Source organism: Cohnella kolymensis, from assembly GCF_000829465.1.
GTDB classification, from domain to species: Bacteria; Bacillota; Bacilli; order Paenibacillales; family Paenibacillaceae; genus Cohnella; species Cohnella kolymensis.
Genome location: NZ_JXAL01000026.1, coordinates 132257 through 156334, shown reverse-complemented (window position 1 = coordinate 156334; position 24078 = coordinate 132257). Strand labels below are relative to the sequence as shown.

The window sequence follows — 24078 nt, the reverse complement described above, 5'->3', positions numbered from 1 at the left end:
ACGGATATGAGGTGGCAGCATTGGATACGCAGCGCAATTTTGATTTTCTTAAATATATGGTCGAATGCGACGATAACAAGGCGTTGCTGGGTGAATTGATGACCGCCTACGGCAAAGAAGTATGGAACTACGCGTACAGCATAACGAGAAAATGGGACCTGGCGGATGACATCACGCAAGAAGTGTTCATCAAGGTTTTCCGCAATATGCAATCCTTTCGCAGGGACGCCTCCGTCAAAACGTGGCTGCTCACCATTACGAGGAACACCGCGATTGATTTTCAAAGATCCGCCTTTTTCCGCAAAGTCACTTTGTCGGATACATATGAAGATTTCGGCGAACGCGGTCGGTGGAGCAGGATGTAATCGAATCATCGGCGGTCAACGACATGTGGAAGATGGTTCTCAAGCTGCCGGGCAAGTACAGGGAAGCTATCATCTTATATGCTCATTACCAGTTATCTCTTAAGGAAATTGCCGCGGTGTTAGGCGTCACCGAGGGCACTGTCAAATCGCGGATGTTTAATGCGCGCAAGAAACTAACAAAGATGAAGGAGTCGAGCCGCCATGGATGACGACAAGGATTTATTTGAACAGCTTACGCGCGGTCCTCTGAATAGGAATGGATTTAATGACGCTTTGCGCAAAAAAATTTATGACAGCATCGAGAAGCCTAAAAAACGTTCAGCCGGTTTTAGACTGTTCAAATCAGTGTCCGCAGGCGCTGCTTTCATGTTCCTTATCGGTGTACTGTTAGGTGTTTGGATATGGAAAGGAACGCCGTTCGGCTTCTTACAAAATACCGGCGAAGCGGACACCGCGGCCTCCGCAGACCGTGGGGCGTTATTCGCAGGGAATACGGGTGATGTACAGCCTCAGTCAGCCATTCTGATCGGACTGAGAAAGGATGAAGCTTCAGGCGGCCAGAGCTCCTATCGCACCGTCTTGGTGGTGCCGCAGGACGGCAAGCTCACCGTTGCAGCCGACGGCCCCGGAATATGGATGCCTTATAAGCAGAAGTTTTGGAAGATTGACAACGTCCCCTATTTAACAGGTAAAGGAAAACAGATATTGATTGCCGAGCCTGCCGTCTCCGCATCTTCGACATACTTGGAAAATTCGCCTCAACTAAGTAGAACCGAGAAGCTGCTCTTTGCGGGGAATCGTTATGTCTCCGTATCAGAGTCGATCAACGATTCCGCACACGGCAACAAACGGGACAAAACATTCTTACGGGTTAAAGAAATCGAGCAGCTTAAAACAAGCGAAAGACGGAAGGAATTGCTCTCTTCGCGTCAGGCTTATGTAACTTTATCAGAGGTTGCCGGCACAAGTAGAGTCCCTGCAGGAATGGACCAATGGACGATCGCCCGGGTTCCCGGCAAATGGGTCGCGATGCAGCATGCCGCAGAGTCGAACACAGGCCGCGGCGATTCGCCCTCCGATTGGACGCAGACCGGGGTGACGCTGAGCTCTGCGGTTCTCTCTCATGATACGTTATCTATAGCCTGGGACGATGTTTACAGCATCGAGCGTTCCGCGCGCGACGCTTTTACTTCGCCGAGAGAAGATCTGGCGGCAATTGTAACCGACAATTCGATCGATATATACCCATACCGGATGAAAGATTTCCGCAAACGGGCGTTAAAGCTTCCGGTAGATCCCGCAGAAACGATCGTCATGGTTCAATGGGCGACATCATCCTATGTGGATTCATGGAAAGAGGAACTCGGCAAATGGATTCCGCCGACAACAGATGACGGATTATGATAAGATGAAGACATGTCGGTGAAACGTTCGTTGTGGAGGGACTATCATCATGTTTCGGGTTATCGGAGTCGTAGGCGCAGGAACAATGGGGCAAAGTATAGCTGAAATGCTTGCGGCCAAAGGCTTGGACGTTCATCTTGTAGAACAGACCCCGGACAAGCTGCAGCAGGCTATGGAAGCTTTGGAAGCAAGCCTTGACCGCCAGATGGAGAGATGGGCGATTACGGCCGCTGAGAAAAAATTGATGCTTAATCGCATACATACTGAACGATCCTTGGAAAATTTAGCTGAATGCGATCTGGTCATTGAAACGATTTCTGAAGAGTTGAATAACAAAAAAGAAGTATTTCAGCACTTGGATGCAATCATGCCTAAACAAGCTGTGATCGCAAGCAATACCTCAACGCTTAGCTTAACCGAGTTAGCCGGCGCCACTCGTTATCCGGAGCGCGTCATCGGCATGCATTTCGTGTACCCCGCATTTCGGATAGATGTCGTCGAGATCGTTCGCGGGCTGCAAACGTCTGAGGAAACGTTCGACAAAACGAAAGCTTTCATCGATAAAGTGTTGGGCAAGAAGGGTGTTATGGTCTATGAGTCGCCGGGCTTTGTGACGACGCGCTTGATTTGCTTGCTCATCAATGAGGCTCTTCATTTGCTCGAGGAAAGCGTGGCTTCTCCGGAGGATATAGATTCCGCGATGAAAATCGGTTATCAATTTCAGCACGGTCCTTTGGAAATGGCCGACCGCTTCGGATTAGATGCGGTACTTGCTGCGCTCCAGAGGATGTTCCGGGAATTCGGCGAACTCAAGTATCGGCCTTCGTTCCTGCTCAAGAAGAAGGTCCGTGCCGGACAATTGGGCGTTAAAACAGGCATCGGCTTTTTCAAGTATGATAAGGATGGTGAGCGGCTCCCGTGAACATTCTTGTCATCAATGCAGGCAGCTCGTCCATGAAGTATCAGCTGTATGATATGACTAAGGAGATCGTTCTGGCCAGAGGCCTCGTCGAACGGATCGGCATGGACAGCTCCATTATTACGCATGAAGTGGATGGGCAGCCTGAAGTGCGTGAAGTCAGCGAAATTCTGGAGCATACGACCGCAATCAAAAAAAGTGCGGGAGATGCTGACGCACCCTCGATTCGGAGTTCTTCGCAGCATCGACGAAATACAAGCTGTAGGCCACCGTGTCGTTCACGGAGGAGAATCCTTCAGTTCCTCGGTGGTCGTGGACCAAGAGGTGAAGCTTGAAATTCGCAGGCTGTTCGATCTGGCGCCGCTGCACAATCCGGCGCATATGATGGGCATTGCTGCGGTTGAAGCCAACCTGCCGGATGTTCCGCAGGTCGTCGTATTCGATACCGCATTTCATCAATCGATGCCGCCAACCTCATATTTATATGCCATTCCTACAGTACTCTACCGCAAGCACAAAATAAGGCGCTACGGCTTTCATGGAACCTCGCATGAATATGTCAGCCAAAAAGCTGCCGAGTATCTCGGGCGACCCATAGAACAATTAAAGCTGATTACATGTCACATCGGGAACGGTGCGAGCTGTGCTGCAGTTCTTCACGGTAAATCTTACGATACAAGCATGGGCATGACTCCGCTTGAAGGTCTCATGATGGGGACGCGCAGCGGCGATTTGGATCCCGCAGTTGTTCCCTATACAATGAATAAAGAGGATTTGACGTTAAACGAAGTGAATTCCATGTTGAACAAGCACAGCGGACTGTTGGCCGTATCGGGGATCAGCAGCGATATGCGGGAAGTCATAGAAGCGATGAACAAAGGCAACGAAAACGCCAAACTCGCTATTGACATGTATGCCTATCGGATTCGAAAATATATTGGTGCTTATACTGCGGCGATGGACGGAGTCGACGCCATCGTGTTCACTGCCGGAGTAGGCGAGAATTCGGCTTTGCTGCGCGAGAAGATATGCGAACGACTCACATTCCTCGGTGTGGAATTGGACAAGAGCCGTAACGAGGAGCGTTCTTCCGAGGCCCGCAGAATTACGACGGATGCAGCTAAGGTCAGCGTATTGGTCGTACCCACGAACGAGGAATTGCGGATTGCGCGGGATACATACCGTCTGGTCCGCGAAATGCCGGTGCGGGAACCCGTTTCTGAATAAGAAGGAGGAGTTTTTTAGTGAAAGCCACAGATCGTGTAGATATTCGTACCATCGGCAGCCAAGTAGGCCAATCCGTAACCTTCGGATGCTGGCTTACCCGCCGCCGTTCCAGCGGTAAAATCCAGTTTTTGCAGCTGCGTGACGGAACGGGAATGATTCAAGGCGTCCTCGTAAAAGAGGAAGTCGATGCAGAGGTTTGGGAGAATGCCGGTAAATTGACGCAGGAAAGCTCACTTTACGTAACGGGGATCGTGCGGGAAGACCCGCGGAGCCCCTCCGGATTCGAGCTGTCCGTGACAGGTATTGAAATTATCCAGATTGCGAACGAATACCCTATCACACCGAAGGAGCATGGTGTCGACTTTCTGATGGACCATCGCCATCTATGGCTTCGGGCGCCCCGTCAGCGGGCGATTCTGCGTATTCGCGCCGAGATCATATCCGCCGTTCAAGGCTTTTTTGACGAAAGAGGGTTTACGTTAGTCGATCCGCCGATCTTGACGCCGTCATCGGCCGAGGGCACCACGAACCTGTTCCATATCAAATATTTCGATGAAGACGCCTATTTGACGCAAAGCGGCCAACTTTACATGGAAGCGGCAGCAATGGCGCTGGGTAAAGTGTACTCCTTCGGACCGACTTTCCGTGCGGAAAAGTCCAAGACGCGCCGGCATCTGATTGAATTCTGGATGATCGAACCGGAAATGGCGTTCGTCGACCATGAAGAGAGCTTGCGCATTCAGGAGCAGTTCATTGCTCATGTGGTAGGCAGCGTGCTGGAAAAATGCAAGCCTGAGCTTGCGGTATTGGAGAGAGATGTTTCCGCGCTCGAAAGGGTAATGCCGCCTTTTCCCCGTATTACTTACGACGAAGCTTTGGATCTGCTCAAGGAAATCGGAATGGATTTGCCATGGGGAGAAGATTTCGGCGCTCCGCATGAAACGGCCATCGCCGAGAAGTTTGACAGGCCGGTATTCATTACCCACTATCCGGCGAGCTTCAAGGCGTTCTACATGAAGCCGGATCCAAATCGGCCTGAGGTCGTGCTTTGCGCCGACATGATCGCTCCGGAAGGCTACGGCGAAATCATCGGCGGATCCCAGCGGATCGACGATCCGGAGCTCATGGAGCAGCGGTTTGAGGAACATCATCTCTCCAAGGAAGGTTACCAATGGTATATGGACTTGCGCCGATACGGCTCGGTGCCGCATTCGGGCTTCGGACTCGGATTGGAGCGCACGGTCGCATGGATCTGCGGTCTGGATCATGTGCGCGAAACGATTCCGTTTCCTCGTATGCTCTACCGATTATATCCGTAAGGTTCCAAATTGCAAGATTCTCCGAAAGAGGGTGATTCCAACCGATGGATGATCGGAACGGAATGGCCCGAGGTATGGCTGAAGCGTACATGGATGGCTCCGTCAGCGTGCCATACGCTTTACTTCGCACCTATCGGGCTTTAAAGTTAAGCGACACCGAGGGAATGATTCTCCTCCAACTGCTGGCATTCCATCAGCTCGAACAGAACGATTTTCCGACCATGGAGCAGCTGCAGGAGCGGATCGGCGCATCCCCGTCGGTAGCGGGCATGGCTGTCCAGAAGCTGGTCAAGCAAGGCTTTGTCTCGATTGACGAAGAGTTCGATGCCGTCACGGGCATACAGTCCGAGAGATATAATTTATCCGGTTTGTTCTATAAAATCGCCGCGCTGCTGGCTGCCGGAGAATTGCCTGCCCGCAGCGGCGGGGAATCGGCTCCAGTGGAGAGCAGCGCTCAAGCGGCGAGCCGGGCGCAGCATACCGAGCACGGCGTTATGGGTACCGCTCATAATATTTTTCAGTTGTTCGAGCAAGAATTCGGCCGGCCATTAAGCCCGATGGAATATGAGACGATCAACGGCTGGCTCGACCAAGACGGGTATGCAGAAGAACTTATCCGCTTTGCTCTTAAAGAGTCCGTATTCGCCGGCAAGCTGCATTTTCGCTACATTGACCGAATTCTGCTGGAATGGAGCCGCAATCGCGTCACCAACGTCGAAGAGGCCAAAATCCACTCGCAGAAGTTTCGGGCGGGACGATGACTGTACCTGCAGCGGGGATATGCTCCTGCGGAAAATAAATACGTTATGGGAAGCCGCCTTCAGCCGAAGGCGGTTTTTTCGTTGCGTTCGGAGGCGGACGACCCCCGTACAAATGAACATTTGTGCAGGAATGAGGCATCGTCATTAGAACCGTATCCCGCCCCGTCTCATAAACATGCATTATAGACAACCTCTCATGACGGATGTTCGGGATGGACATCGAGATAACGTCTGTATGTGCAACAGAAAGGAGGTGGCGGCGATGACGTTGATTCTGTTCCTTGCATTCATCACTCCGGCCGCAATCGGGTTGTACTTCTTGCTTAAACCCCCGATCTCAGAACAGGTCGAACCGGAGTATACGGAGGAGACGGCTCAGGGCGTTATAATCGTTGAACCCATCATAGCGAACACTGCGTCGCACGTCAGTCCGCTCACCATGAATCAGACGGTTGGCAAATAACATGCGGTTGCGCACATGTCAGCCGATCCGAAAGCCATCATAGGGGTGACAACACATGTATGAACCCGCAGTCGTATCCCTAACGATATTTGCTTTCCTGCTGACCATCTTACTCGTAATGTGGCGCCCCAAGGGTTTAAACGAAGCTATTCCCGCTACGGGAGGAGCGTTAGTCGTATTACTGTGCGGGAGTGTTTCCCTTGCGGATTTGATTCAAATCGGGGAAACGGTGAGCGGGGCAGCGATTACCATTATTGCTACAATCGTTATTGCTATGGTTCTCGAAAGCATCGGTTTTTTCAATTGGGCAGCGGAAGGATTAGCAGCCAGAGCCAGGGGCTCGGGTTATCGTCTTTTTGTCTATGTGAATCTGTTGTGCTTTCTTATGACTCTGTTTTTCAACAACGACGGAAGCATTCTTATTACTACGCCGATTTTAATCATTTTGTTAAAGCATTTAGGCCTTAAGAATCATCAGCAAATACCTTACCTTTTATCCGGCGCGTTAATCGCTACGGCTTCCAGCGCGCCCATCGGCGTCAGCAACATTGTAAACCTGATCGCTTTAAAAATAGTTGGTATGGACTTGTATATGCACACTCTGATGATGTTCGTGCCTGCGACAATGGGATTGCTTTTATTAGTCGGCCTTCTCTTTATTGTCCAGTATCGCGACATCCCAATGAAGCTTCCTTTAAGCTATCGGGAGCCAGGCACAGGGCAGATAACGGCTCATTATTATCGGCATCCGCTTAAGCCTAAGCCGTCTAAAGAAACGATCGACCGTCGGAATCGATTGATGAGAAATATTTTTATTTTCGTCTTCATGGTTCGAGTCAGTTTATTCCTCGCCTCCTATGTCGGAATACCCATTGAATGGGTAGCGGTGCTAGGTTCACTTCTTCTGCTCGGCTGGCGATGGTTCTACCTGAAGGTCGCGCCGATGGACATCATCAGGAAAACACCGTGGCATATTCTCGTTTTCGCCTTCGGAATGTATGTTGTGATATTCGGGTTAAACAATATCGGATTAACGGCTAGGCTAGTAGAATGGTTTCATCCTATCGTTACCGGCAGCTTGTTGAACACCAGTCTCATCATGGGGGGACTGCTTACTCTCATGTCGTCGGTTTTTAACAATCATCCGGCACTTATGATCGGAACGCTGGCATTAACGCAAATGAGCCTTGACCCGGTTTCATTGAAGATAGCGTACTTGGCCAATGTGATCGGAAGCGATGTGGGGTCGCTGCTTCTTCCGATCGGTACGCTGGCATCATTGATCTGGTTTCATATTTTACGCACTTACAAGGTGAAAATCGGATGGAGAGAATACGTTCGTGTCACGTTTCTGGTCATTCCTCCGACACTTGTGTTTACACTTATCGCCTTGTATTACTGGGTCGTGTGGATTGCACAGTATGTGAGTTTGTGAGGTTGTGAGGAAGATATGACACATGGGGGAGTCATACTATTACTTTGTTCGTTTGGGTGTACTTTTTCGACCCTTTGCCTCAGGCAGGCTGCGTGGGCAAAGGGTCGAAACAGGACATCAGATAGAGGATTTTTTGAGCAGTTCCCATCGATATACATATTCAAACAAAAATTCGAATGCCTCCAGATGGCGTTTCGCTTCAAAAGCGTTCTGTCCCCATGCGTATATTCCATGCTTACGCAAAAGAATGCCCGGTATGCGGCTGTCCATTCGATCGGCTATTTCCGGCACGATTCTCGGAACATCAGCGAAATTGGACAAGATCGGAATGTTAATGACAGCTTCCTCGTCCCATATATTGAAGCCTTTAATAAGCTCCACACCTTCAACCGGTACCGAGCGGCTTCCCCAGAACAATTCCGACACCAGGTTGTTGAACACCGTATGAGTATGGAAGATCGCTCCGCATCCGGTCAACCGATAAATTTCACAATGTATGACCGTCTCTGCCGAGGGCTTCAGCTTGGTAGTCTCGCACGGTTGTCCGCTCTGGTCAACGAACAGAAAATCTTCCGGAGTCGTCTGTGATTTGTCCTTGCCGCTGGCGGTGATGGCAAACGAAAACTCATCCGGCGAGAATGGGCCGACTCGCATGGATAGATTGCCGCTGGTGCCGGCAAACCAGCCTCTGGAAGCGAAATCCGCTTTGATCGCGGATAGTTCGCTCACAACCCGCTGTTTGTCTTCTGATGGAATGTTTGCAAAACTCATTGCGCCAGCCCTCCTTCATCCAGATGATGAATGATGTCGTGAAACGTCCCGAACGGGATATGCGGCAGTCCCAGCTCCCTGCATTTCTCGGTGAGGTGAGAGCGGGAGAAGACCAGATCCGCCAGCTTGGCGCCGGCAAAATCGGTAATGCTGTCCCCGATCAGAATGCGGAAATATTCGGTCTCCGGAAATTGCCGGATGACGGTCGTTTTGCACATCCCGCAATTGTTGTCACAATGGTCATCACAGGTGTGAGGCCAAGTAATCCGGATGTTATCCCCGGTAAAATCACTTCCGTTGCAGTAAATATGGTCGGCCGGAATGCCGAAGGGAGCGAGCAGAGGGTAGACGAAAAAGTCGATTCCTCCGCTTGTCACATAGAAAGGCACATTATGCTCGCGGCACCATTCCAGCAATTCGGGAAAACCGCTGCGAATGCCTGCATTGGCAAGTATGTAGCTAGTCACCTCTTCCTTCATGGAGGAGGGAAGAAGGGCGAACATTTCTCCGACACCCTGTTGGATCGATTTGCTTTCGTTCACGATATCCTTGACGATGTCTTCCCAGCCGTGCGGCTGAAAATGCTGCATGACAGCGACAATATTGTCGCTGAGAGTGATCGTGCCGTCAAAGTCGCAGAACAGTACGGGCGGACGCGGAAAATGATGATTGGCGGACATGCTCATGATGTACGTACCCCCCAGCGTTCGATCGCGATGCGCAGCTCCGGATGGTTTTCACTATACGACTCTAATGTCTTACCGTGTCTGACTGCGTCCACCGCTTGACGGAAAGCGCGTCCGCCTGCAGCTGCGCCGCCGGGATGGCCATGCACGCCGCCGCCCGCGTTCACCACGACTTCAGGTCCGAAATCGCTCATGATCAAGGGGACGAGTCCCGGATGAATGCCTGCGGAAGGGACAGGGAAAACGGGCTTCTGCGGCAGAGCATCCGTTAATAACGCCTCCATCACTCCCAGGTTCTCTTCCTTCGGCATGACGACGGAACCATAGGGGGACGGGAATAGCGACAGATCCGCTCCGGCGATCCGGATCAGCTTGCCGAGCAGCAATGGCGCGGCGATGCCATAATGCTGAGACGGGTATAGAGCGCCGGCCATCGCAGGGTGCGCAGCGATCGGGACGTTAATGCCGGGATCGGCGGCAAGCTCCGCTAATGCATCGAAACCGTATGCAATCACGTTAAACAGCAGCCCGTTCGCGCCGGCATCGATGGCTCGTTTCGCATTTTCCTTCAATTTGAATGTCGATCCGGTCAGATTTGTGAAATAAATCAGCTTTTGCCCCGTAGTCTGCTCGGCTTCGCGCGCCGCATCCATGCAAACCTTAACCCGCTGCTCCAAAGGCGTAAGCGGATTTTCAAACAGAATCTCATCATCCTTGATCAGATCTACGCCGCCGAGCGCTTGCTGAAGAAACTGCTCACGCAGGCCTTGAAGCTCATGGCCGATGACGGATTTGAAAATGCTCATCACCAGCGGCCGGTCGTAAACTCCGAGCAGGTCCCGCACGCCTTTTATCCCGAATTTGGGACCAGGAAAGGCGCCGAGAAAATCGGACGACGGCTGCAAGTCGATGAGCTTGATTCTGCCGTCCATCGACAGCTTACCGAAAGTGGTGACGAGCAGGGCAGGGAGATCCCGGCTGAAGTTGACATCCGGATACGCAACGGTAATGTCCGCATAGCGCTCGCCGGGCGCCCCGTTCACAGGTTCGTGTACATCAACGTTCACAACCTGACCCAAGTGCCGCTGCATCTGCTGCTTGGCGGCTTCGGGAAGCTCGGTCCAGCTGCCGACGGTCAGGCCGACAGCGATGCCTTGCGCTTTTTTATCAAAATCGGCTTTCTCGTCATAAAGCCTGTAAGCAGCGGTGGAATAAGCGTTGTTCATTGAGTGACCTTCCTTCCATAGCCGATGTCAAGACCGGATCGCTTCCGCCCGTATGGCGTCGCCCATCTCTTTTGCCCGTTCCGCACAGCGCAGAATCGCTTTATTCATGCTTTCCTGAAACGCATATTGATCCAAAACTTCGATTGCGGCTTGGGTTGTCCCCCCGGGTGAGGTCACTTTGCGCCGAAGTTCGGAGGGATGCTCCCCAGTCAAGGAGACCATCTCGGCCGCTCCTTTTACCGTTTGAATCGTCAATTCTCTCGCAGCCTCCGGGTCGAGGCCTAAATGCACGCCGGCCGCGATCATTGCCTCCATCATATAGTACACATAGGCAGGACCGCTGCCGGATACGCCGTTAACCGCTTCGATGAGGGGCTCGTCCACAACCGCAGCCGTGCCGACAGCATTAAACATCGCAAGGGCAAGCTCGCGCTGATGCGGAGATACCGCTTCGGAGAAGCTGATACCCGTCGCGCCGAGTCCGATTGTGCTTGATGTGTTCGGCATCGTGCGGACAATCGGCTGCTGTGGTGTCAGCAGCTCATGCATCGTCGAGATGGACAGGCCGGCGATCACGGAAATGATCAGTTGATCCGGGCGCAGCAACGGTTTGATCGCCTTAAGCGCTGCGGCAGAGTCCTTCGGCTTCATTCCTAGAATGATCACGTCGGCCGTGCCGATCGCGTCCTGCTTTTGCGACTCTTCAAACGCCGGGACGACACCATATTGCTGCTGCAATTGCCGAAGGCGATCCGCATTTTGGCGGTTCATCACGGTAATTCGGCCCGGATCAGCCAGCCTGGCTTCTGCCAGGCCCCGTAATATCGCTTCAGCAATGGAACCTGCGCCGTAAAAACAAAGGGATACATTCCCCAAAGGGGAAGAGATGATTTCATTCATGGGGTTACGCTCCTAAGATCTGATTTGCCCGGAACCGGTAATCCGGTATTTCGTTGAAGTCAGCGCAGGCAAGCCCATCGGGCCGCGAGCATGCAGCTTCTGCGTGCTGATGCCGATTTCCGCGCCGAACCCGAACTCGAAACCGTCCGTAAAGCGCGTCGAGGCGTTGTGATAAACGGCTGCGGCATCCACTTCCTGCAGAAACCGGTCGGCGTGCGCCTGTGTCTCGGTGACGATGCACTCGGAGTGCATCGTCCCGAAGCGGCGAATGTGAGCCAGTGCCTCGTCCAAATCCGCAACTACTTTAATGTTCAATATATAGTCGTTGTATTCGGTTGCGTAATCTTCGTCACCGGCTGGAATTGCCGTTGATACGAGCTCCCGAGTTTTGGCGCAGCCTTTAAGCTCAACATTGGCTGCTCGGAATGCTTCCGCCAAGGCAGGCAAATGCTTGCCGGCAAAGTCGGCATGCACCAGCAGCGTTTCCATCGAGTTGCATACGGATGGGCGCTGCACCTTCGCGTTCAGGGCAATCGCTTCGGCCATTGCATAATCTGCAGTATCGTCCAGATAAGTATGGCAAATGCCTGCGCCGGTCTCGATAACCGGAACAGTGGCATTTTTCACGACATTTTGAATGAGTGAAGCGCCGCCCCGAGGGATAACGACATCAAGCAGACCGTTTAATTTTAACATTTCGTCTACGGAGCTTCGATTCGGATCCTCGATCAGTTGAAGGGCATCAGCCGGCAAGCCGGTGCTGGACAATGCGCTCCGCAAAGCAGCCACAATCCTGCGGTTGGAGGAAAGAGCGGATGATCCGCCGCGGAGTACGACGGCGTTGCCCGCCTTAAAACAGAGGGCAGCGGCATCCACTGTGACGTTGGGTCTGGCTTCATAAATAATACCGATGACTCCAAGCGGCACCCGGCGTTTCTCGATATACAGGCCGTTAGGCCGTTCGATCGTTTCGAGCAGATCGCCGACCGGATCCGGCAGCTGGACGATTTCTCGTACGCCTTCCGCTATGCCGACGAGCCTCTCGGGCGTAAGCTTCAGCCGGTCCAGCAGGGAAGGGCTGGTGCCTTGCTCGCGGCCGCGCGCCCAATCTTCTTCATTGGCTGCCAATATCTCTCCTTGTTCGGCGATCAATGCGTCCGCCATTGCGAGCAGGGCTTCATTTTGCGGGCAGTTGTAAGCTTGTTAAGTATGGCGGACGCCTCTTTGGCGGCCGTTGCTTTCGTCACGACTTCACTCATGAGCCGGTACCTCCTTCAGAATGGTTGAGGCAACCCATTCATCGCGGTGAATGACTTCGACACGGGCCACTTCGACCCGGCGCATCGCTTCTTCACTCGATAAACCGGCTACCGCCGTAACTTGCCATGCCGCATAGTGCGTCACACCGCGGCCTAAAAGACGCCCATCGGTATTTACAACCTCCACCACGTCACCGGGATGAAAATCTCCTTCTGCGGAGGTAATGCCTGCCGGAAGCAAGCTTCGGCCCTTATTAAGCAAAGCTTCTTCGGCACCGAAATCAACGACAATCCGGCCCTGTGGAACGGAGAGGAATCCGACCCACTGCTTCTTGGCGGAGAGAGAGTGGAGAGAAGAGGTGAAATAGGTTCCTCTGCCGGCGCCGTTCGCCGCCTGCTGCAGTTCACCGGGCTCCGTTACCCGTCCGACGAACATCGGCACCCCGCCCTGCATGGCAATCCGGGCGGCCTCGATTTTGGAGCGCATTCCTCCTGTTCCTACGGAAGTTCCCGCGCCTCCGGCGATTCGGTACAACTCGTCGGACAGAACATCGACGCGCTCGATCCGGACAGCCTCCGGCGATTTCCGAGGGTCGGCCGTATAGAGACCGTCCATATCCGTGAGAATGAACAGACCGTCGGCCTTTACCATGTTGGCGGCCAGCGCGGACAAGGAATCGTTGTCTCCGAACTTGATTTCATTAACCGCAACGGTATCGTTCTCGTTGATAACCGGTACGACCCGCTGCTTGAGCAGCTCTTCAATCGTGCGCCGCGCGTTGCGGGCGCGGCTCCTGTCGCTGAAATCCGGCCGGGTCAGCAATATTTGGGCCACTTGAATTCCATGGGCCGCGAATGCTTCCTGATAAGCCTGCATTAGCAGCGCCTGACCGACGGCTGCGGCCGCTTGTTTCTCGTGGACCAGCTTCGGTCTGGCGGCATATCCGATCCGCCGGAACCCCGCGGCAATGGCGCCTGAGGTGACCAGCAGTATCTGTTTGCCCGACTGCTGGAGCGCAGCGAGTTCACCGGCAAAAAATCGCACTTGCTCCCGGTTAAGACCGCCCTCGGCCGAGGTTAGAGAGCTGCTGCCTATTTTAACGACTATGCGCTCCGGCATATAAACAACTCCTTTCCGACAAATAAAAAACTTTCGCCCTCACAAAGGACGAAAGTATAGCTTCCGCGGTACCACCTTCATTGACGCGCACAGCCTGATCGGCTTGCCGTCCACTCATGAACCTGATAACAGCAGGTACTGTCCGGCTCATCGCCGGCCGCTCGGGGGTGGGGGAAGCGGGGACAAGGTAAATTTTCTCAGCCTGGAAATTTACTCTCTGATCGTGTCCCGTATCGCTTCGTTTCCCGTCACAGCGTTCATATGGATGCACCGGGTTCGCACCGGCGCAGAATTATCCTAAGAATACCATGCGGCATACGGCTTGTAAAGGAACGCGAGGCTGCACGGACAAGCTTAGAACAGCTTCAACCGGCCTATTCTTTCGGCTGCTTCGCGCAGACGATCCTCATCCGCAAGAAGGCCCAAACGCACATAGCCTTCCCCGTGAGCTCCGAAGCCGGAACCGGGAGCGACAACCACATCGGCTTGGTCCAGAAGCAGGTCGGCGAATGATACGGAGGTATGTCCCTTTGGCACCGGAAGCCAGCAGAAGAAGGAACCGGAAGGCTTCGCCGCCTGCCAGCCGATATCGTCCAAAACGGAGAACAAGGCATCCCGTCTTCTCCCGTAGGTGGCGACAAGCCGGCGAACCGATTCCTGCGAACCGGTGAGAGCCGCTGCGGCCGCTTCTTGAATGCCGCCGAAAAGGCTGCAATACATATGATCCTGGATCAGGTTAATGAGCTCGATGACTTGCGGATTGCCCAAGGCGAATCCCACCCGCCATCCGGCCATGTTATAGGTTTTGGACATCGTATAGAATTCAATGCCGACTTCCTTGGCGCCCGGAGTTTCCAGGAAGCTGACGGGATGCTTGCCGTCGAACCCGATCGCTCCGTAAGCGAAATCGCTTGCGACGACGATGCCGTTGCGTTCGGCAAAATGAACCGTATCTCGATAAAATTCCCGTGTCGCCGTGGCAGCGGTCGGGTTGTTAGGGTAATTGAGGAACATCAGCTTGGCTTTATTAAGCTGTTGTTCATTCAATGACGAGTAATCGGGCAGAAATCCGTTTTCAGCCGTTAGCGGCATGAATGCCATTTCAGCGCCTGCAAGCGCCACGCCCGACCAATAATCGGGATAACCCGGATCGGGAACGAGACACACGTCGCCGGGATTAAGCAGGCATTGACTCAGTTCCACCAGCCCTGTTTTGCCGCCGAAGAGAACGGCCACTTCAGTCTCCGGATTAAGCGTTACGCCATAATCCTCTTTATAACGCTGAACAATCGCTTCTTTAAGGAACGGAAATCCCCGGAAGGCGGATATTTGTGGTATTTAGGATTCTCGGCGGCTTGCTTTAATGTATCCACTATAGATGCGGGAGTCGGCAAATCCGGATTGCCTTGCCCGAGATTGATCACATCGCGGCCGGTCGCGGCCCTCGCATTCGCTTTACCCGCCAAGGCGGCGAAAAACTGCTCCGGCAGCATCTGGAGCCGCGCAGCAGGAGTTATGTTGATAGACATGGCAGTTTGTTTCACGCTCCGTCATAGATAGGATAGGATGAATGTAGCACAATGGGCGGGAGTCGGCAACGGAATAGCGTTCTGCTCCGATGTTGCCGCAGCAGAAACAATCAAGTACGATGAGATTAATAGAGGAAACGGGAGAGGATTCATGTGTCGACGAAATTGCGCTTGGCGTTAGTTCAGATGAATATAGTAGCGGGCAGCCCTGCCGCGAATTTCAACAAAATGCAGGCGAAGCTCGAAGAGGCGGCAGCCTTGCAGCCAAAGCCGGATTTAATCCTGCTGCCCGAAATGTGGAATACAGGATATGCTTTGGAACAGATTCAAAATTTAGCGGATGCAGAGGGACAGCGAACAAGAGAAATCGTGTCCGGATTCTGCCGCCGGAACCAGGTTCGTGTACTGGCAGGCTCCATTGCGGAGCGCCGCGGGGAAGCCGTTACGAATACGGTCCATATATTCGATGAGACGGGTGCTGAAATAGGGGAGTACTCCAAAATCCATCTGTTCCAGCTCATGAACGAACATCTTCACCTGCAAGCCGGCGAAGCAGCGGGCCGGTTTCGGCTGGGTGACATACCTGCCGCCGTCATGATCTGCTACGATATCCGTTTTCCGGAGCTGGCGCGCAAGCTCGCTTTAGAAGGGGCCAAAATATTGTTCGTTCCCGCAGAATGGCCGCATCCGCGCCTGCATCATTGGCGCACTCTTCTGCAGGCGCGCGCGATAGAAAACCAGATGTACGTCGTTTCCTGCAACACGGTAGGCGACAGCGGCGGAACAAGCTTTTTCGGTCATTCGATGATCATCGATCCATGGGGCGAGGTGGTGGCGGAAGCGGGAGAAGAGGAGACCATTGTTACCGCTGAAATCGATCTGGATTTGGTTGACGAAGTAAGAGGGCGCATCCCGGTTTTTGCCGACCGCAGACCGACTTTGTATTAAATAGAGGACGTAAGACGATTTCTTCGTCTTTCAATTCGTTCGCCGAAAGAATAATATTGCGCGTATTGTTAACTCCCGATCTGATTCATGATGCTGCGGAAAGTGGAAATAAAAGCTTCCGCGGCATTGGAAAGATAGCGCCCTTTGCGATAAGCGATGACGAGCGTTCTTGTCGGCCGGCCCTCCATGGTCAAATAGACCGGCGCCCGGCCATGCCAATCTGTGCGGGTGATCATTTTCGGAACGAATGCGATACCCATCCCTGCAGCAACCAGCGATTGCACCGTATCGATGTTGCCGCTCTCGAACACAACATTGGGCTCAAAGCCCGCGGATTTGCACAGATCGTGCGCGATGGCACGGAAGCCTTGCCCTTTTTTTAACAGAACAAAAGGTTCATCCTTAAGCTCGGCAATGGAAATGTGTGCCCCCGCGACGCGCTGCGCCAAACGGTGATCCGGAGGAACGGCCAGACAAATCTCTTCTTCTATAACAGGCAGGTATGCAAGAGACGGTTCAACGAGCGGGAGAGAAAGCAGGCTGACATCGGTGCCTCCGCTTGCCGTCAGCTGCTCCAATATTTTGGTTGACTCTTCGATCAGCACGACCTCGATGTCCGGATACGCCTCGCGGAACACCGGAAGCACATGAGGCAGAACGTGGGTTCCGGTAATCGGCAAGCTGCCGACGACGAGCCGCCCTTTGCGCATATCTGCGATATCCTCCATCTCGCGGCGCAGCTGTTCCGTCATGTCCACGATCTGCTGAGCTTTTTCGACGAAAACCGAACCCGCATATGTCAGTTCCACCGAGTTCGTGCTGCGCTTGAACAACAGCACACCCAGCTCCTTTTCGATCTTGGAAATCTGTTGACTGAGCGACGGCTGAGCAATATGAAGCTTCTCGGCTGCCCGGGAGAAGTTGCGCTCTGATGCGATTTGGATCGCATATTGCAGCTGACGGAATTCCATGCATATCCCCCTTTTAACTATAGTTTTGAACTATTAACCTTATAGATATTATATCTTGGATCAATGAAAGAACAAATGCTATGCTTATTCAAGCTAAACAATTTATTGGGGTGAATAAACATATGAGTAAACAAACGATGTTCGAGAAAATTTGGAACAATCACGTCATCGTCGCAGAGGAAGGCAAGCCAAGCGTCCTTTACATCGACCTGCACCTGGTGCACGAAGTGACCTCCCCGCAAGCATTCGAAGGCTTGCGCATGTCCGGCCGTAAAGTGCGGCGTCCTGACCTGACGTTCGCTACAATGGACCATAACGTGCCGACGAAAGACCGCTTTAACATTTCCGACCCGATCTCCAAACAGCAGGTTGATACGCTTACCGACAACTGCCGGGAATTCGGGGTAAAGCTGTATGACCTGGACTCGATCGATCAAGGCGTCGTTCACGTAATGGGGCCTGAACTGGGGCTCACGCATCCCGGTAAAACGATCGTGTGCGGCGACAGCCATACTTCCACGCACGGCGCTTTCGGAGCTTTGGCTTTCGGAATCGGCACAAGTGAAGTGGAGCATGTGCTCGCCACTCAATGTCTGCAGCAATCCAAAGCGAAGACGATGCTCATCCGCTTCAACGGCAAAAGAGCGCCCGGCATTACCGCAAAAGACTTGATTCTCGGATTGATCGCAAAATACGGCACGGATTTCGGAACCGGATACGTCATGGAGTACAGCGGCGAAGCGATCCGTGTGCTCACGATGGAAGAGCGGATGACGGTCTGCAACATGTCGATCGAAGCAGGCGCGCGCGCAGGCTTGATCGCTCCCGACGAAACGACGTTCGAATATTTGCGCGGACGCGAATACGCTCCTCAAGGCGCTGCGTTCGATGCTGCCGTCGCGCAATGGAAAGCTTTGTGCACCGATGAAGGCGCACAATTTGATAAAGTACTGGATTTTGACGTGAACTCATTGATCCCTCAGGTTACTTGGGGAACCAGCCCGGGGATGGGAACCGGAATCACTTCTTCCGTACCGGTGCCGGCAGAGCTTCCGACAGAGAACGAACGTAAAGCGGCTGCCAACGCACTCGAGTACATGGGACTGAAACCAGGCACGCCAATGACGGAGATCCCGATTGACTATGTATTCATCGGCTCTTGCACGAACGGCCGCATCGAGGATTTGCGGGCGGCTGCCGCGATTGCCCGCGGTTATAAGGTGAACCCGAACGTAACGGCAATCGTTGTTCCGGGCTCCGGCCGCGTTAAAATCCAGGCGGAAAAAGAAGGCTTGGACAAAATTTTCACGGAAGCCGGTTTTGAATGGCGCGATGCGGGCTGCAGCATGTGCCTGGCGATGAACCCCGACCGTTCTGCAGCCGGGACAGCGCTGCGCATCGACTTCGAACCGCAACTTTGAAGGCCGTCAAGGCCGCGGCGGACGCACGCACCTCGTATCGCCGGCAATGGCTGCCGCTGCAGCGATTCACGGACGTTTCGTCGATGTGCGCAATTGGGAATTAAAGACCGAAGTAACGGCGTAAGGGAGGAGAAACGACAATGCAACCTTTTACTAAAATGACGGGTCTCGTTGCCCCGGTCGATCGGGTCAATGTCGATACGGACGCAATTATTCCAAAACAATTTCTGAAACGGATTGAAAGAAGCGGCTTCGGCCAATTTCTGTTCTTTGAGTGGAGATGGGATGAGCAGGGGAATGTCATTCCCGAGTTCAACCTCAATAAACCTCGCTACCAAGGTGCGTCCGTGCTCATTTCCCGCGCCAATTTCGGCTGCGGTTCTTCCCGCGAGCATGCGCCATGGGCGATTCTCGATTACGGCTTCCGCTGTGTCATCGCTCCTTCTTTCGCCGACATATTCTATAACAACTGTTTCAAGAACGGCATTCTTCCCATTCAGCTGAGCGAAGAGCAGGTTGACGAGTTGTTCCGGCGGACCGAAGCGCAAGAGGGATACACGCTGAATATCGATCTTGAGCAAAAAGTCGTGACGGATGACAAAGGTCTGCGCATCGCATTCGATCTCGATGAGCACCGCCGTCAATTCCTGCTGCAGGGGCTGGACGATATCGGTCTCACCCTTCAGCATGAGGACGCGATTTCGGCGTATGAAGCCAAACGTGCATCCGAAGCCAGCGCATAACTCGAAAAATGCCTAACAAATCTATTAAACAGGTCTTTTGTCCTCGAATCGGCAAAATTCGGGACAAAAGACCTTTTTTTTCCTCACTCTCGCAACTTTTAATAGAGCAGGTCGTCTAATGATTCGTGGACAAGCCGAAGGTTTATACCCATTCGGTACGGTCGCAAATCTATTTTCACACCGAGGTGAAGCATGAAGAAGTGGACGTCCTTGTTGTTCGTCGCCATCGTCATGCTGTTCCTGAGTACGGGTATGGCTCATGCCGCAACAACTGTTCAGCTGAAGCCAAAACTCATTCTGGACGGCAAAACCCTGCAGCCTAAAGTTCCGCCGGTAATCATTGACAACTTTGTGATGGTGCCTGTTCGGATCGTTACGGAAAACATGGGTTACACGGTGAATTACGACAATAAGAAGAAGCAGGTTACGGTGTCGGACGACTCCACAGAAGTTCGGATGACACTGAACAAAGCCACAGCTTACGTCGACGGCAGCGCCCAAACGATGGGTATCTCGCCGCAAATTAAATCGAACAACGTTCTCATTCCTCTCCGGTTTTTGGGGGATTCGCTCGACATTCAGGTCATGTGGGATAACCGGATCAAAGCGGCATTCGTCTATTCGTCCGGTAATACGAATCCAGGCAACACGGATGTTTCCGATACCAAGCCTCCTGAAGGCGGCATGATCGGGAACCTGCCGGGCGGACAAGGCAACGGTTCCGATGACACCGTTCCGCCGGAAGACGGCATGATCGGCAACTTGCCGGACAAGCCGACCGATCCCGGACCCGTTCTGCCTTCGGTACCTCCGCAGGTAGCCGGACATATTCAAGAAGTACGATATGAGCCGGAAGCAGTCGTGCTGAAATATGACGGACTTGTCACTCCGTCCGTCACGTCGCTCGATTTTCCAAAAAGGGTAGTCGTCGATCTGCCAAGTGCGGATTTCAACACGAATTTCCTGCCTGCTTTGCCGGCGGATCCCGCCTTGGGCAAACAGGGTGAACTGCTCGTCAGCGATCATCCCGCTCTCACCAAAGTGCGGTACTCTCTCTACGCGGATAATCCGAGAACCTTGCGGTTTGTATTGGATTTGAATCAACCTTGGGATTACACGATTCTCAACAATACGACGACAGGTGAATTGAGAATTGAGCTGAAACAGCCGGTACCGGACAAATCGCTGTTTACGGTCGTTCTTGACGCCGGCCACGGCGGATCGGACCCGGGTGCCAGAGGTATCAGCGGACATTGGGAGAAGGAGTTCAACCTGATCATTGTACGTAAGGTGCAAGCTCTGCTTGCAAACGATGATCGAATCAAGCTTGTACTTACCCGAAGCGGCGATACATATCCTTCGCTCGATGATCGGGTGAATCTCGCAAATTCTATCGGCGCCGATTTGTTCATCTCGGTTCATGCCAACAGCTACTATGCTTCGACTAACGGGACCGAAACTTACTATACAAGGGCGAACAGCCTCAGCTTCGCAAAGCTGATGCACTCGCTCATGGTACAAGCAACGGGACTGAAAGATAACGGCGTCCGTCAAGCCGGGTTCAAAGTGATCAAGTACACGACGATGCCCGCCATTTTGCTTGAAGCCGGCTATTTGTCCAACAAGGTCGATGAACCGCGATTATGGACCGCAGCTTTACAGGATCGTGTCGCCGCTGCCATTGCCAACGGAATCAAACAACAATTGAAATTGTCGTAAGTCGACCGGCCCTCTTTCGGGGGGCCGGCCTGTGTGTATAAAGGGAGAGGAGACAGTATGTCAATGAATGTACATATGAAGAAATGGGTTTCCGGTGCGGCTCTAGCTTCCGTAATTTGGACCGGCACGGTATGGACAACAGCTGATGCAGCTGCCGCTGCTGCACCTTTCAGCGATGTTAAAGCCGGCCACTGGGCGGAAAAGCACATCAGCAAGCTGGCTTTACAAGGAATCCTCAAGGGCGGAACGGGCGGCAAGTTTAATCCGAATAACGCGGTGAGCCGCGAGGAAGCCGTCATTATCGCCCTTCGTTTTATGGGCATTGACGATCAGGTGAATTCGTCTCAGGTCATCGTTCTTCCAAGCTCATTGCAAATTAAAGAGGATTACAAGAAATATTTAAATCTCGCTTTCCAAAAGAAGCTTCTGCTCTTGGAAGAAGAAGTCGCGCTTGCCGGCAAAGAGAAAGGGCAGGCGTGGGGAAGAAGCCCGGCCAGCCGGGAGTGGATCACGCGTCTGCTGGTGCGTGCGGTCGGCAAAGAGGCCGATGCGAAAGCAATGGCTGCGGACGAGGCATCCTTCAACGATCATGCCAAGATAGACGCCAAGCTGGTCGGCTATATCAACGCTGCGGTTGCCGCAGGCCTGGTAAAAGGGGTGACTGCCGGGAATTTCGATCCGAAGGCTGCCGTTACCCGTGCTACGGCGTCCACTCTGTTCAGTCGTGCCGAGTCACAGCTTCCGGTGGCCTATGCCGGCCAAGTGAACGGTGTTCTCCTGTCCATCTCCACCGGCCAATTGAGTGTGCTTCATGGGGACGGTTCGATTCGTGACTACACGATTACGCCTGACACCTCAATCTACCGTTTCGATTCCGACAACCTTTCATCCCTGACCGGATTGAAGCAGTATGCCGAAGCGACTCTGATCAGCAATGGCGACGGCAGCATCGGTTATGTCGAGCAGACGAGTGACAAGCCTAAAGTCAACGTCCACGAAGGTACGCTCACAAGAGTGTCGGAATCTCTGAACCGATTGACTGTCTTGATCGGTGAAGATTACAAGCCCTTTACCTATGACCCCGAGCATCCGCCGGTTGTAACGGATTCCAATGGCCGGTCCATTGCTCTGAAGGACCTTCCGATCAATGTGGATGTGAAGGTAATGGTGGATACCGTCCGCACAGAGGGCAGAGTTGTTGCTGTCAACGTCAAACAATCGGTGCTCAACAAAACGGGCAGCGGCACCGTTGCCGCCTGGAACGCCGTTTCCCGCAGTCTGCAGCTGAAGGATTCTGTAACGGGCGCAACGGAAAACCTGACGGTATCCGCCAATGCGACGATTAAGCAGAACGGTGCGAATTTGGCGCTGGACCAGCTTAAGGCGGGCGATGCGATCACGTACGAGGTGAAGACAGGCTTGGTTACAAGCATCGTCATCACCAAGTCCGGGCAGCAGGCGATTTCAGGCAAGCTGGTCACTGTCAGCAAGGCGGATAAAACCATACAGTTCACGGTAAATGACAAACTCCAGGCCGAGTATTTGGCCGACAATGCTGCGGTGAAAATTCAAGGCTTGAACGACGCGACGATTGACGATCTGCAAAAAGACGATGCCGTGACGTTAACGCTCGATGCTAACGGCAAAGTGAACATGATCACGGTGACTAACCGTACGGTGCAAACGCTGAACGGCGCAACTGTAGCAGGTTATGTAGCGGATACAAAGACGCTCTCTCTCATTGACGCGTCGGGCAAAGCTCGCAACCTCTTCATTGGAAGTAATGTCCGCTATGATTTGAACGGGACTTCATTACTTGCGGAAGCGGCTCTTCCAATGATCACCGTCAAAGGTAAAAAGCTGAATGTAAGCTTCAGCGGAGAAAATGCGGTGGTTGTGTCTATTGTGGCCAAGTATTCGGGTACAGTTGTTGAAAATAATACGACTTCAAAAACTTTGAATATCATGCCTTCCGCAGGGAATGTGATCACGCTGCAATACCAAACGCCTGCGGTGGAGATCTATGGTCAAAATTCGGAAACCTACGCCGATATTCGTGCCGGGGATCAAGTGACGGTGCTTCTGAACGCGGCTCAAGATCAGGCTGCAACCGTTCTGGTACAAAAGAACGTGCAGTTTGAGGCGGTATCCGTGGATACGGCAGCCGGCAAACTCCGCGTCAAGAGGAGCGACGGTGCGACAGAAGAATGGACTGTGGCATCCGGAGTAACGCTGCAGGATGATAACGGGGCTGCCATCGGCTTGGGTTCGATCACTGCCGGATCTTTAATTAATGCGACACTGCAAGGCAACACGGCGGTTACTATTAAAAAGGTAGCGGTAGTATACGGACGGGTATCTTCCGTCAACAGCGCTGCCGCCAGCTTGGACATCCTCACTCCATCGGGCGCCATTGTAACGAAAACGGCCGGATCTTCGCCGTTGATCATGCGTGACAATGTTGTTCTCGGTTCGCTTACTGCCGTGCAGCCGGATGACCGTGTGGAGATCCGCAAGGATGAGAACGATCGCATCGTGATCCAGATCGTGCCGGCCTTGCGCAAAGAGGTATGGTATTATGACAATTCCGCGCGGACATTGAACGTACTGCATGAAATGTCCGATACCAACTACTCGTTTGCTTTACACCCTGACGTATATATCCATCAGGGAACGACTGCATTAACGACCTCGAATCTGCAAAATGGTGACGCCGTCTCGCTCTACATGCTCCGCGGCAAAGTAGTAGAAATCGCGAAGTAATCACATATCCATTCCGGTAAAGGGCTGCCTCATGGCAGTCCTTTTGCTTATCATGGAAGGAGATATCCTCGTCCCGACTTTTCCCATTCACTACACCCCCTCTATTGCCGTATATGCAAATTTCCGATA

The 24078-nt window shown here is 53.0% G+C and carries 16 protein-coding genes and 5 pseudogenes; 13 read left to right on the top strand and 8 right to left on the bottom strand.

Translation table 11 applies throughout. The features are described from left to right. Positions 1-56: 56 nt before the first annotated feature. The 8 genes and pseudogenes from SD71_RS26315 to SD71_RS17400 all read left to right on the top strand — a co-directional run bounded on the left by SD71_RS26315 (position 57) and on the right by SD71_RS17400 (position 7893). Positions 57-574 (top strand): annotated as a pseudogene (locus SD71_RS26315) (RNA polymerase sigma factor). Continuing rightward, entirely contained in the window at positions 567-1769 is a 1203-nt protein-coding gene (locus SD71_RS17430) for a hypothetical protein (RefSeq protein ID WP_041065925.1), read from the top strand. Before SD71_RS26315 ends, SD71_RS17430 begins: the two are co-directional and overlap by 8 nt. A gap of 46 nt (positions 1770-1815) precedes the next feature. Then, positions 1816-2691 carry a 3-hydroxyacyl-CoA dehydrogenase family protein gene (locus SD71_RS17425; RefSeq protein ID WP_041065923.1) on the top strand — a complete coding sequence of 292 codons (876 nt, stop codon included), beginning with the start codon at positions 1816-1818 and terminating at the stop codon, positions 2689-2691. Further along, positions 2688-3915, top strand: a pseudogene (locus SD71_RS17420) (acetate kinase). Before SD71_RS17425 ends, SD71_RS17420 begins: the two are co-directional and overlap by 4 nt. 41 nt (positions 3916-3956) lie before the next feature. Continuing rightward, positions 3957-5234: an asparagine--tRNA ligase gene (gene asnS / locus SD71_RS17415; RefSeq protein ID WP_041066271.1), complete on the top strand. Its 1278-nt coding sequence runs from the start codon at positions 3957-3959 to the stop codon at positions 5232-5234. A 44-nt stretch (positions 5235-5278) separates the two neighbouring features. Beyond that, positions 5279-5995, top strand: a complete 717-nt coding sequence (locus SD71_RS17410; RefSeq protein WP_041065921.1) for a DnaD domain-containing protein — start codon at positions 5279-5281, stop codon at positions 5993-5995. A gap of 262 nt (positions 5996-6257) precedes the next feature. After that, on the top strand, positions 6258-6458 hold the full coding sequence (locus SD71_RS17405; RefSeq protein ID WP_041065919.1) for a hypothetical protein: 201 nt from the start codon (positions 6258-6260) through the stop codon (positions 6456-6458). 55 nt (positions 6459-6513) lie between these two features. Then, entirely contained in the window at positions 6514-7893 is a 1380-nt protein-coding gene (locus SD71_RS17400; RefSeq protein WP_041065917.1) for an arsenic transporter, read from the top strand. Positions 7894-8010: 117 nt separating this feature from the next. Here the strand turns inward: SD71_RS17400 and mtnB are convergent, their stop codons facing one another. The 7 genes and pseudogenes from mtnB to SD71_RS17365 form a co-directional block, all read right to left on the bottom strand. Then, the gene (gene mtnB, locus SD71_RS17395; RefSeq protein ID WP_041065915.1) at positions 8011-8664 is read right to left on the bottom strand and encodes a methylthioribulose 1-phosphate dehydratase; all 654 of its coding nucleotides are present in this window, start codon (positions 8662-8664) and stop codon (positions 8011-8013) included. Further along, positions 8661-9350 (bottom strand): 2-hydroxy-3-keto-5-methylthiopentenyl-1-phosphate phosphatase, encoded by a 690-nt coding sequence (locus SD71_RS17390; protein ID WP_407637556.1) that lies wholly within the window; start codon positions 9348-9350, stop codon positions 8661-8663. The genes mtnB and SD71_RS17390 overlap by 4 nt, the downstream gene beginning before the upstream one ends. Next, entirely contained in the window at positions 9347-10576 is a 1230-nt protein-coding gene (locus tag SD71_RS17385; protein ID WP_041065913.1) for a 2,3-diketo-5-methylthiopentyl-1-phosphate enolase, read from the bottom strand. Before SD71_RS17385 ends, SD71_RS17390 begins: the two co-directional genes overlap by 4 nt. A 27-nt stretch (positions 10577-10603) precedes the next feature. Then, the gene (proC, locus tag SD71_RS17380) at positions 10604-11476 is read right to left on the bottom strand and encodes a pyrroline-5-carboxylate reductase (protein ID WP_041065911.1); all 873 of its coding nucleotides are present in this window, start codon (positions 11474-11476) and stop codon (positions 10604-10606) included. Positions 11477-11488: 12 nt separating this feature from the next. After that, a pseudogene (locus SD71_RS17375) lies at positions 11489-12735 on the bottom strand (glutamate-5-semialdehyde dehydrogenase). After that, positions 12728-13855, bottom strand: a complete 1128-nt coding sequence (gene proB, locus SD71_RS17370; RefSeq protein WP_041065909.1) for a glutamate 5-kinase — start codon at positions 13853-13855, stop codon at positions 12728-12730. The pseudogene SD71_RS17375 and the gene proB overlap by 8 nt, the downstream one beginning before the upstream one ends. A gap of 354 nt (positions 13856-14209) precedes the next feature. Next, positions 14210-15384: pseudogene (locus SD71_RS17365) on the bottom strand (aminotransferase class I/II-fold pyridoxal phosphate-dependent enzyme). 153 nt (positions 15385-15537) lie between these two features. Between SD71_RS17365 and SD71_RS17360 the strand changes: the two are divergent. Continuing rightward, the gene (locus tag SD71_RS17360) at positions 15538-16332 is read left to right on the top strand and encodes a carbon-nitrogen family hydrolase (RefSeq protein WP_041065907.1); all 795 of its coding nucleotides are present in this window, start codon (positions 15538-15540) and stop codon (positions 16330-16332) included. Between the two features lie 68 nt (positions 16333-16400). Here SD71_RS17360 and SD71_RS17355 read toward each other — a convergent pair whose 3' ends face one another. Beyond that, complete coding sequence (locus SD71_RS17355) at positions 16401-17303, bottom strand: LysR family transcriptional regulator (RefSeq protein WP_041065904.1); 903 nt, start codon at positions 17301-17303, stop codon at positions 16401-16403. 122 nt (positions 17304-17425) lie between these two features. On the opposite strand from SD71_RS17355, the pseudogene leuC reads away from it, so the two are divergent. The 4 genes and pseudogenes from leuC (at position 17426) to SD71_RS17335 (ending at position 23949) form a co-directional block, all read left to right on the top strand. Beyond that, positions 17426-18848 (top strand): annotated as a pseudogene (leuC, locus tag SD71_RS17350) (3-isopropylmalate dehydratase large subunit). Positions 18849-18864: 16 nt separating this feature from the next. After that, complete coding sequence (gene leuD / locus SD71_RS17345; RefSeq protein WP_041065901.1) at positions 18865-19467, top strand: 3-isopropylmalate dehydratase small subunit; 603 nt, start codon at positions 18865-18867, stop codon at positions 19465-19467. Positions 19468-19659: 192 nt separating this feature from the next. Next, the gene (locus SD71_RS22500; protein ID WP_082034316.1) at positions 19660-21186 is read left to right on the top strand and encodes an N-acetylmuramoyl-L-alanine amidase; all 1527 of its coding nucleotides are present in this window, start codon (positions 19660-19662) and stop codon (positions 21184-21186) included. Between the two features lie 63 nt (positions 21187-21249). After that, positions 21250-23949 carry an S-layer homology domain-containing protein gene (locus SD71_RS17335; protein ID WP_041065898.1) on the top strand — a complete coding sequence of 900 codons (2700 nt, stop codon included), beginning with the start codon at positions 21250-21252 and terminating at the stop codon, positions 23947-23949. Positions 23950-24078: the final 129 nt, after the last annotated feature.

Bases quoted from the DNA above. Each gene is read 5' to 3' on its own strand.
- leuD (WP_041065901.1), top strand. From the start codon at position 18,865: ATGCAACCTTTTACTAAAATGACGGGTCTCGTTGCCCCGGTCGATCGG.
- proB (WP_041065909.1), bottom strand. From the start codon at position 13,855: ATGCCGGAGCGCATAGTCGTTAAAATAGGCAGCAGCTCTCTAACCTCG.
- SD71_RS17385 (WP_041065913.1), bottom strand. From the start codon at position 10,576: ATGAACAACGCTTATTCCACCGCTGCTTACAGGCTTTATGACGAGAAA.
- SD71_RS17410 (WP_041065921.1), top strand. From the start codon at position 5,279: ATGGATGATCGGAACGGAATGGCCCGAGGTATGGCTGAAGCGTACATG.
- mtnB (WP_041065915.1), bottom strand. From the start codon at position 8,664: ATGAGTTTTGCAAACATTCCATCAGAAGACAAACAGCGGGTTGTGAGC.
- SD71_RS17390 (WP_407637556.1), bottom strand. From the start codon at position 9,350: ATGAGCATGTCCGCCAATCATCATTTTCCGCGTCCGCCCGTACTGTTC.
- SD71_RS17405 (WP_041065919.1), top strand. From the start codon at position 6,258: ATGACGTTGATTCTGTTCCTTGCATTCATCACTCCGGCCGCAATCGGG.
- proC (WP_041065911.1), bottom strand. From the start codon at position 11,476: ATGAATGAAATCATCTCTTCCCCTTTGGGGAATGTATCCCTTTGTTTT.
- SD71_RS17430 (WP_041065925.1), top strand. From the start codon at position 567: ATGGATGACGACAAGGATTTATTTGAACAGCTTACGCGCGGTCCTCTG.
- SD71_RS17400 (WP_041065917.1), top strand. From the start codon at position 6,514: ATGTATGAACCCGCAGTCGTATCCCTAACGATATTTGCTTTCCTGCTG.
- SD71_RS17335 (WP_041065898.1), top strand. From the start codon at position 21,250: ATGAATGTACATATGAAGAAATGGGTTTCCGGTGCGGCTCTAGCTTCC.
- SD71_RS17355 (WP_041065904.1), bottom strand. From the start codon at position 17,303: ATGGAATTCCGTCAGCTGCAATATGCGATCCAAATCGCATCAGAGCGC.
- SD71_RS22500 (WP_082034316.1), top strand. From the start codon at position 19,660: ATGAAGAAGTGGACGTCCTTGTTGTTCGTCGCCATCGTCATGCTGTTC.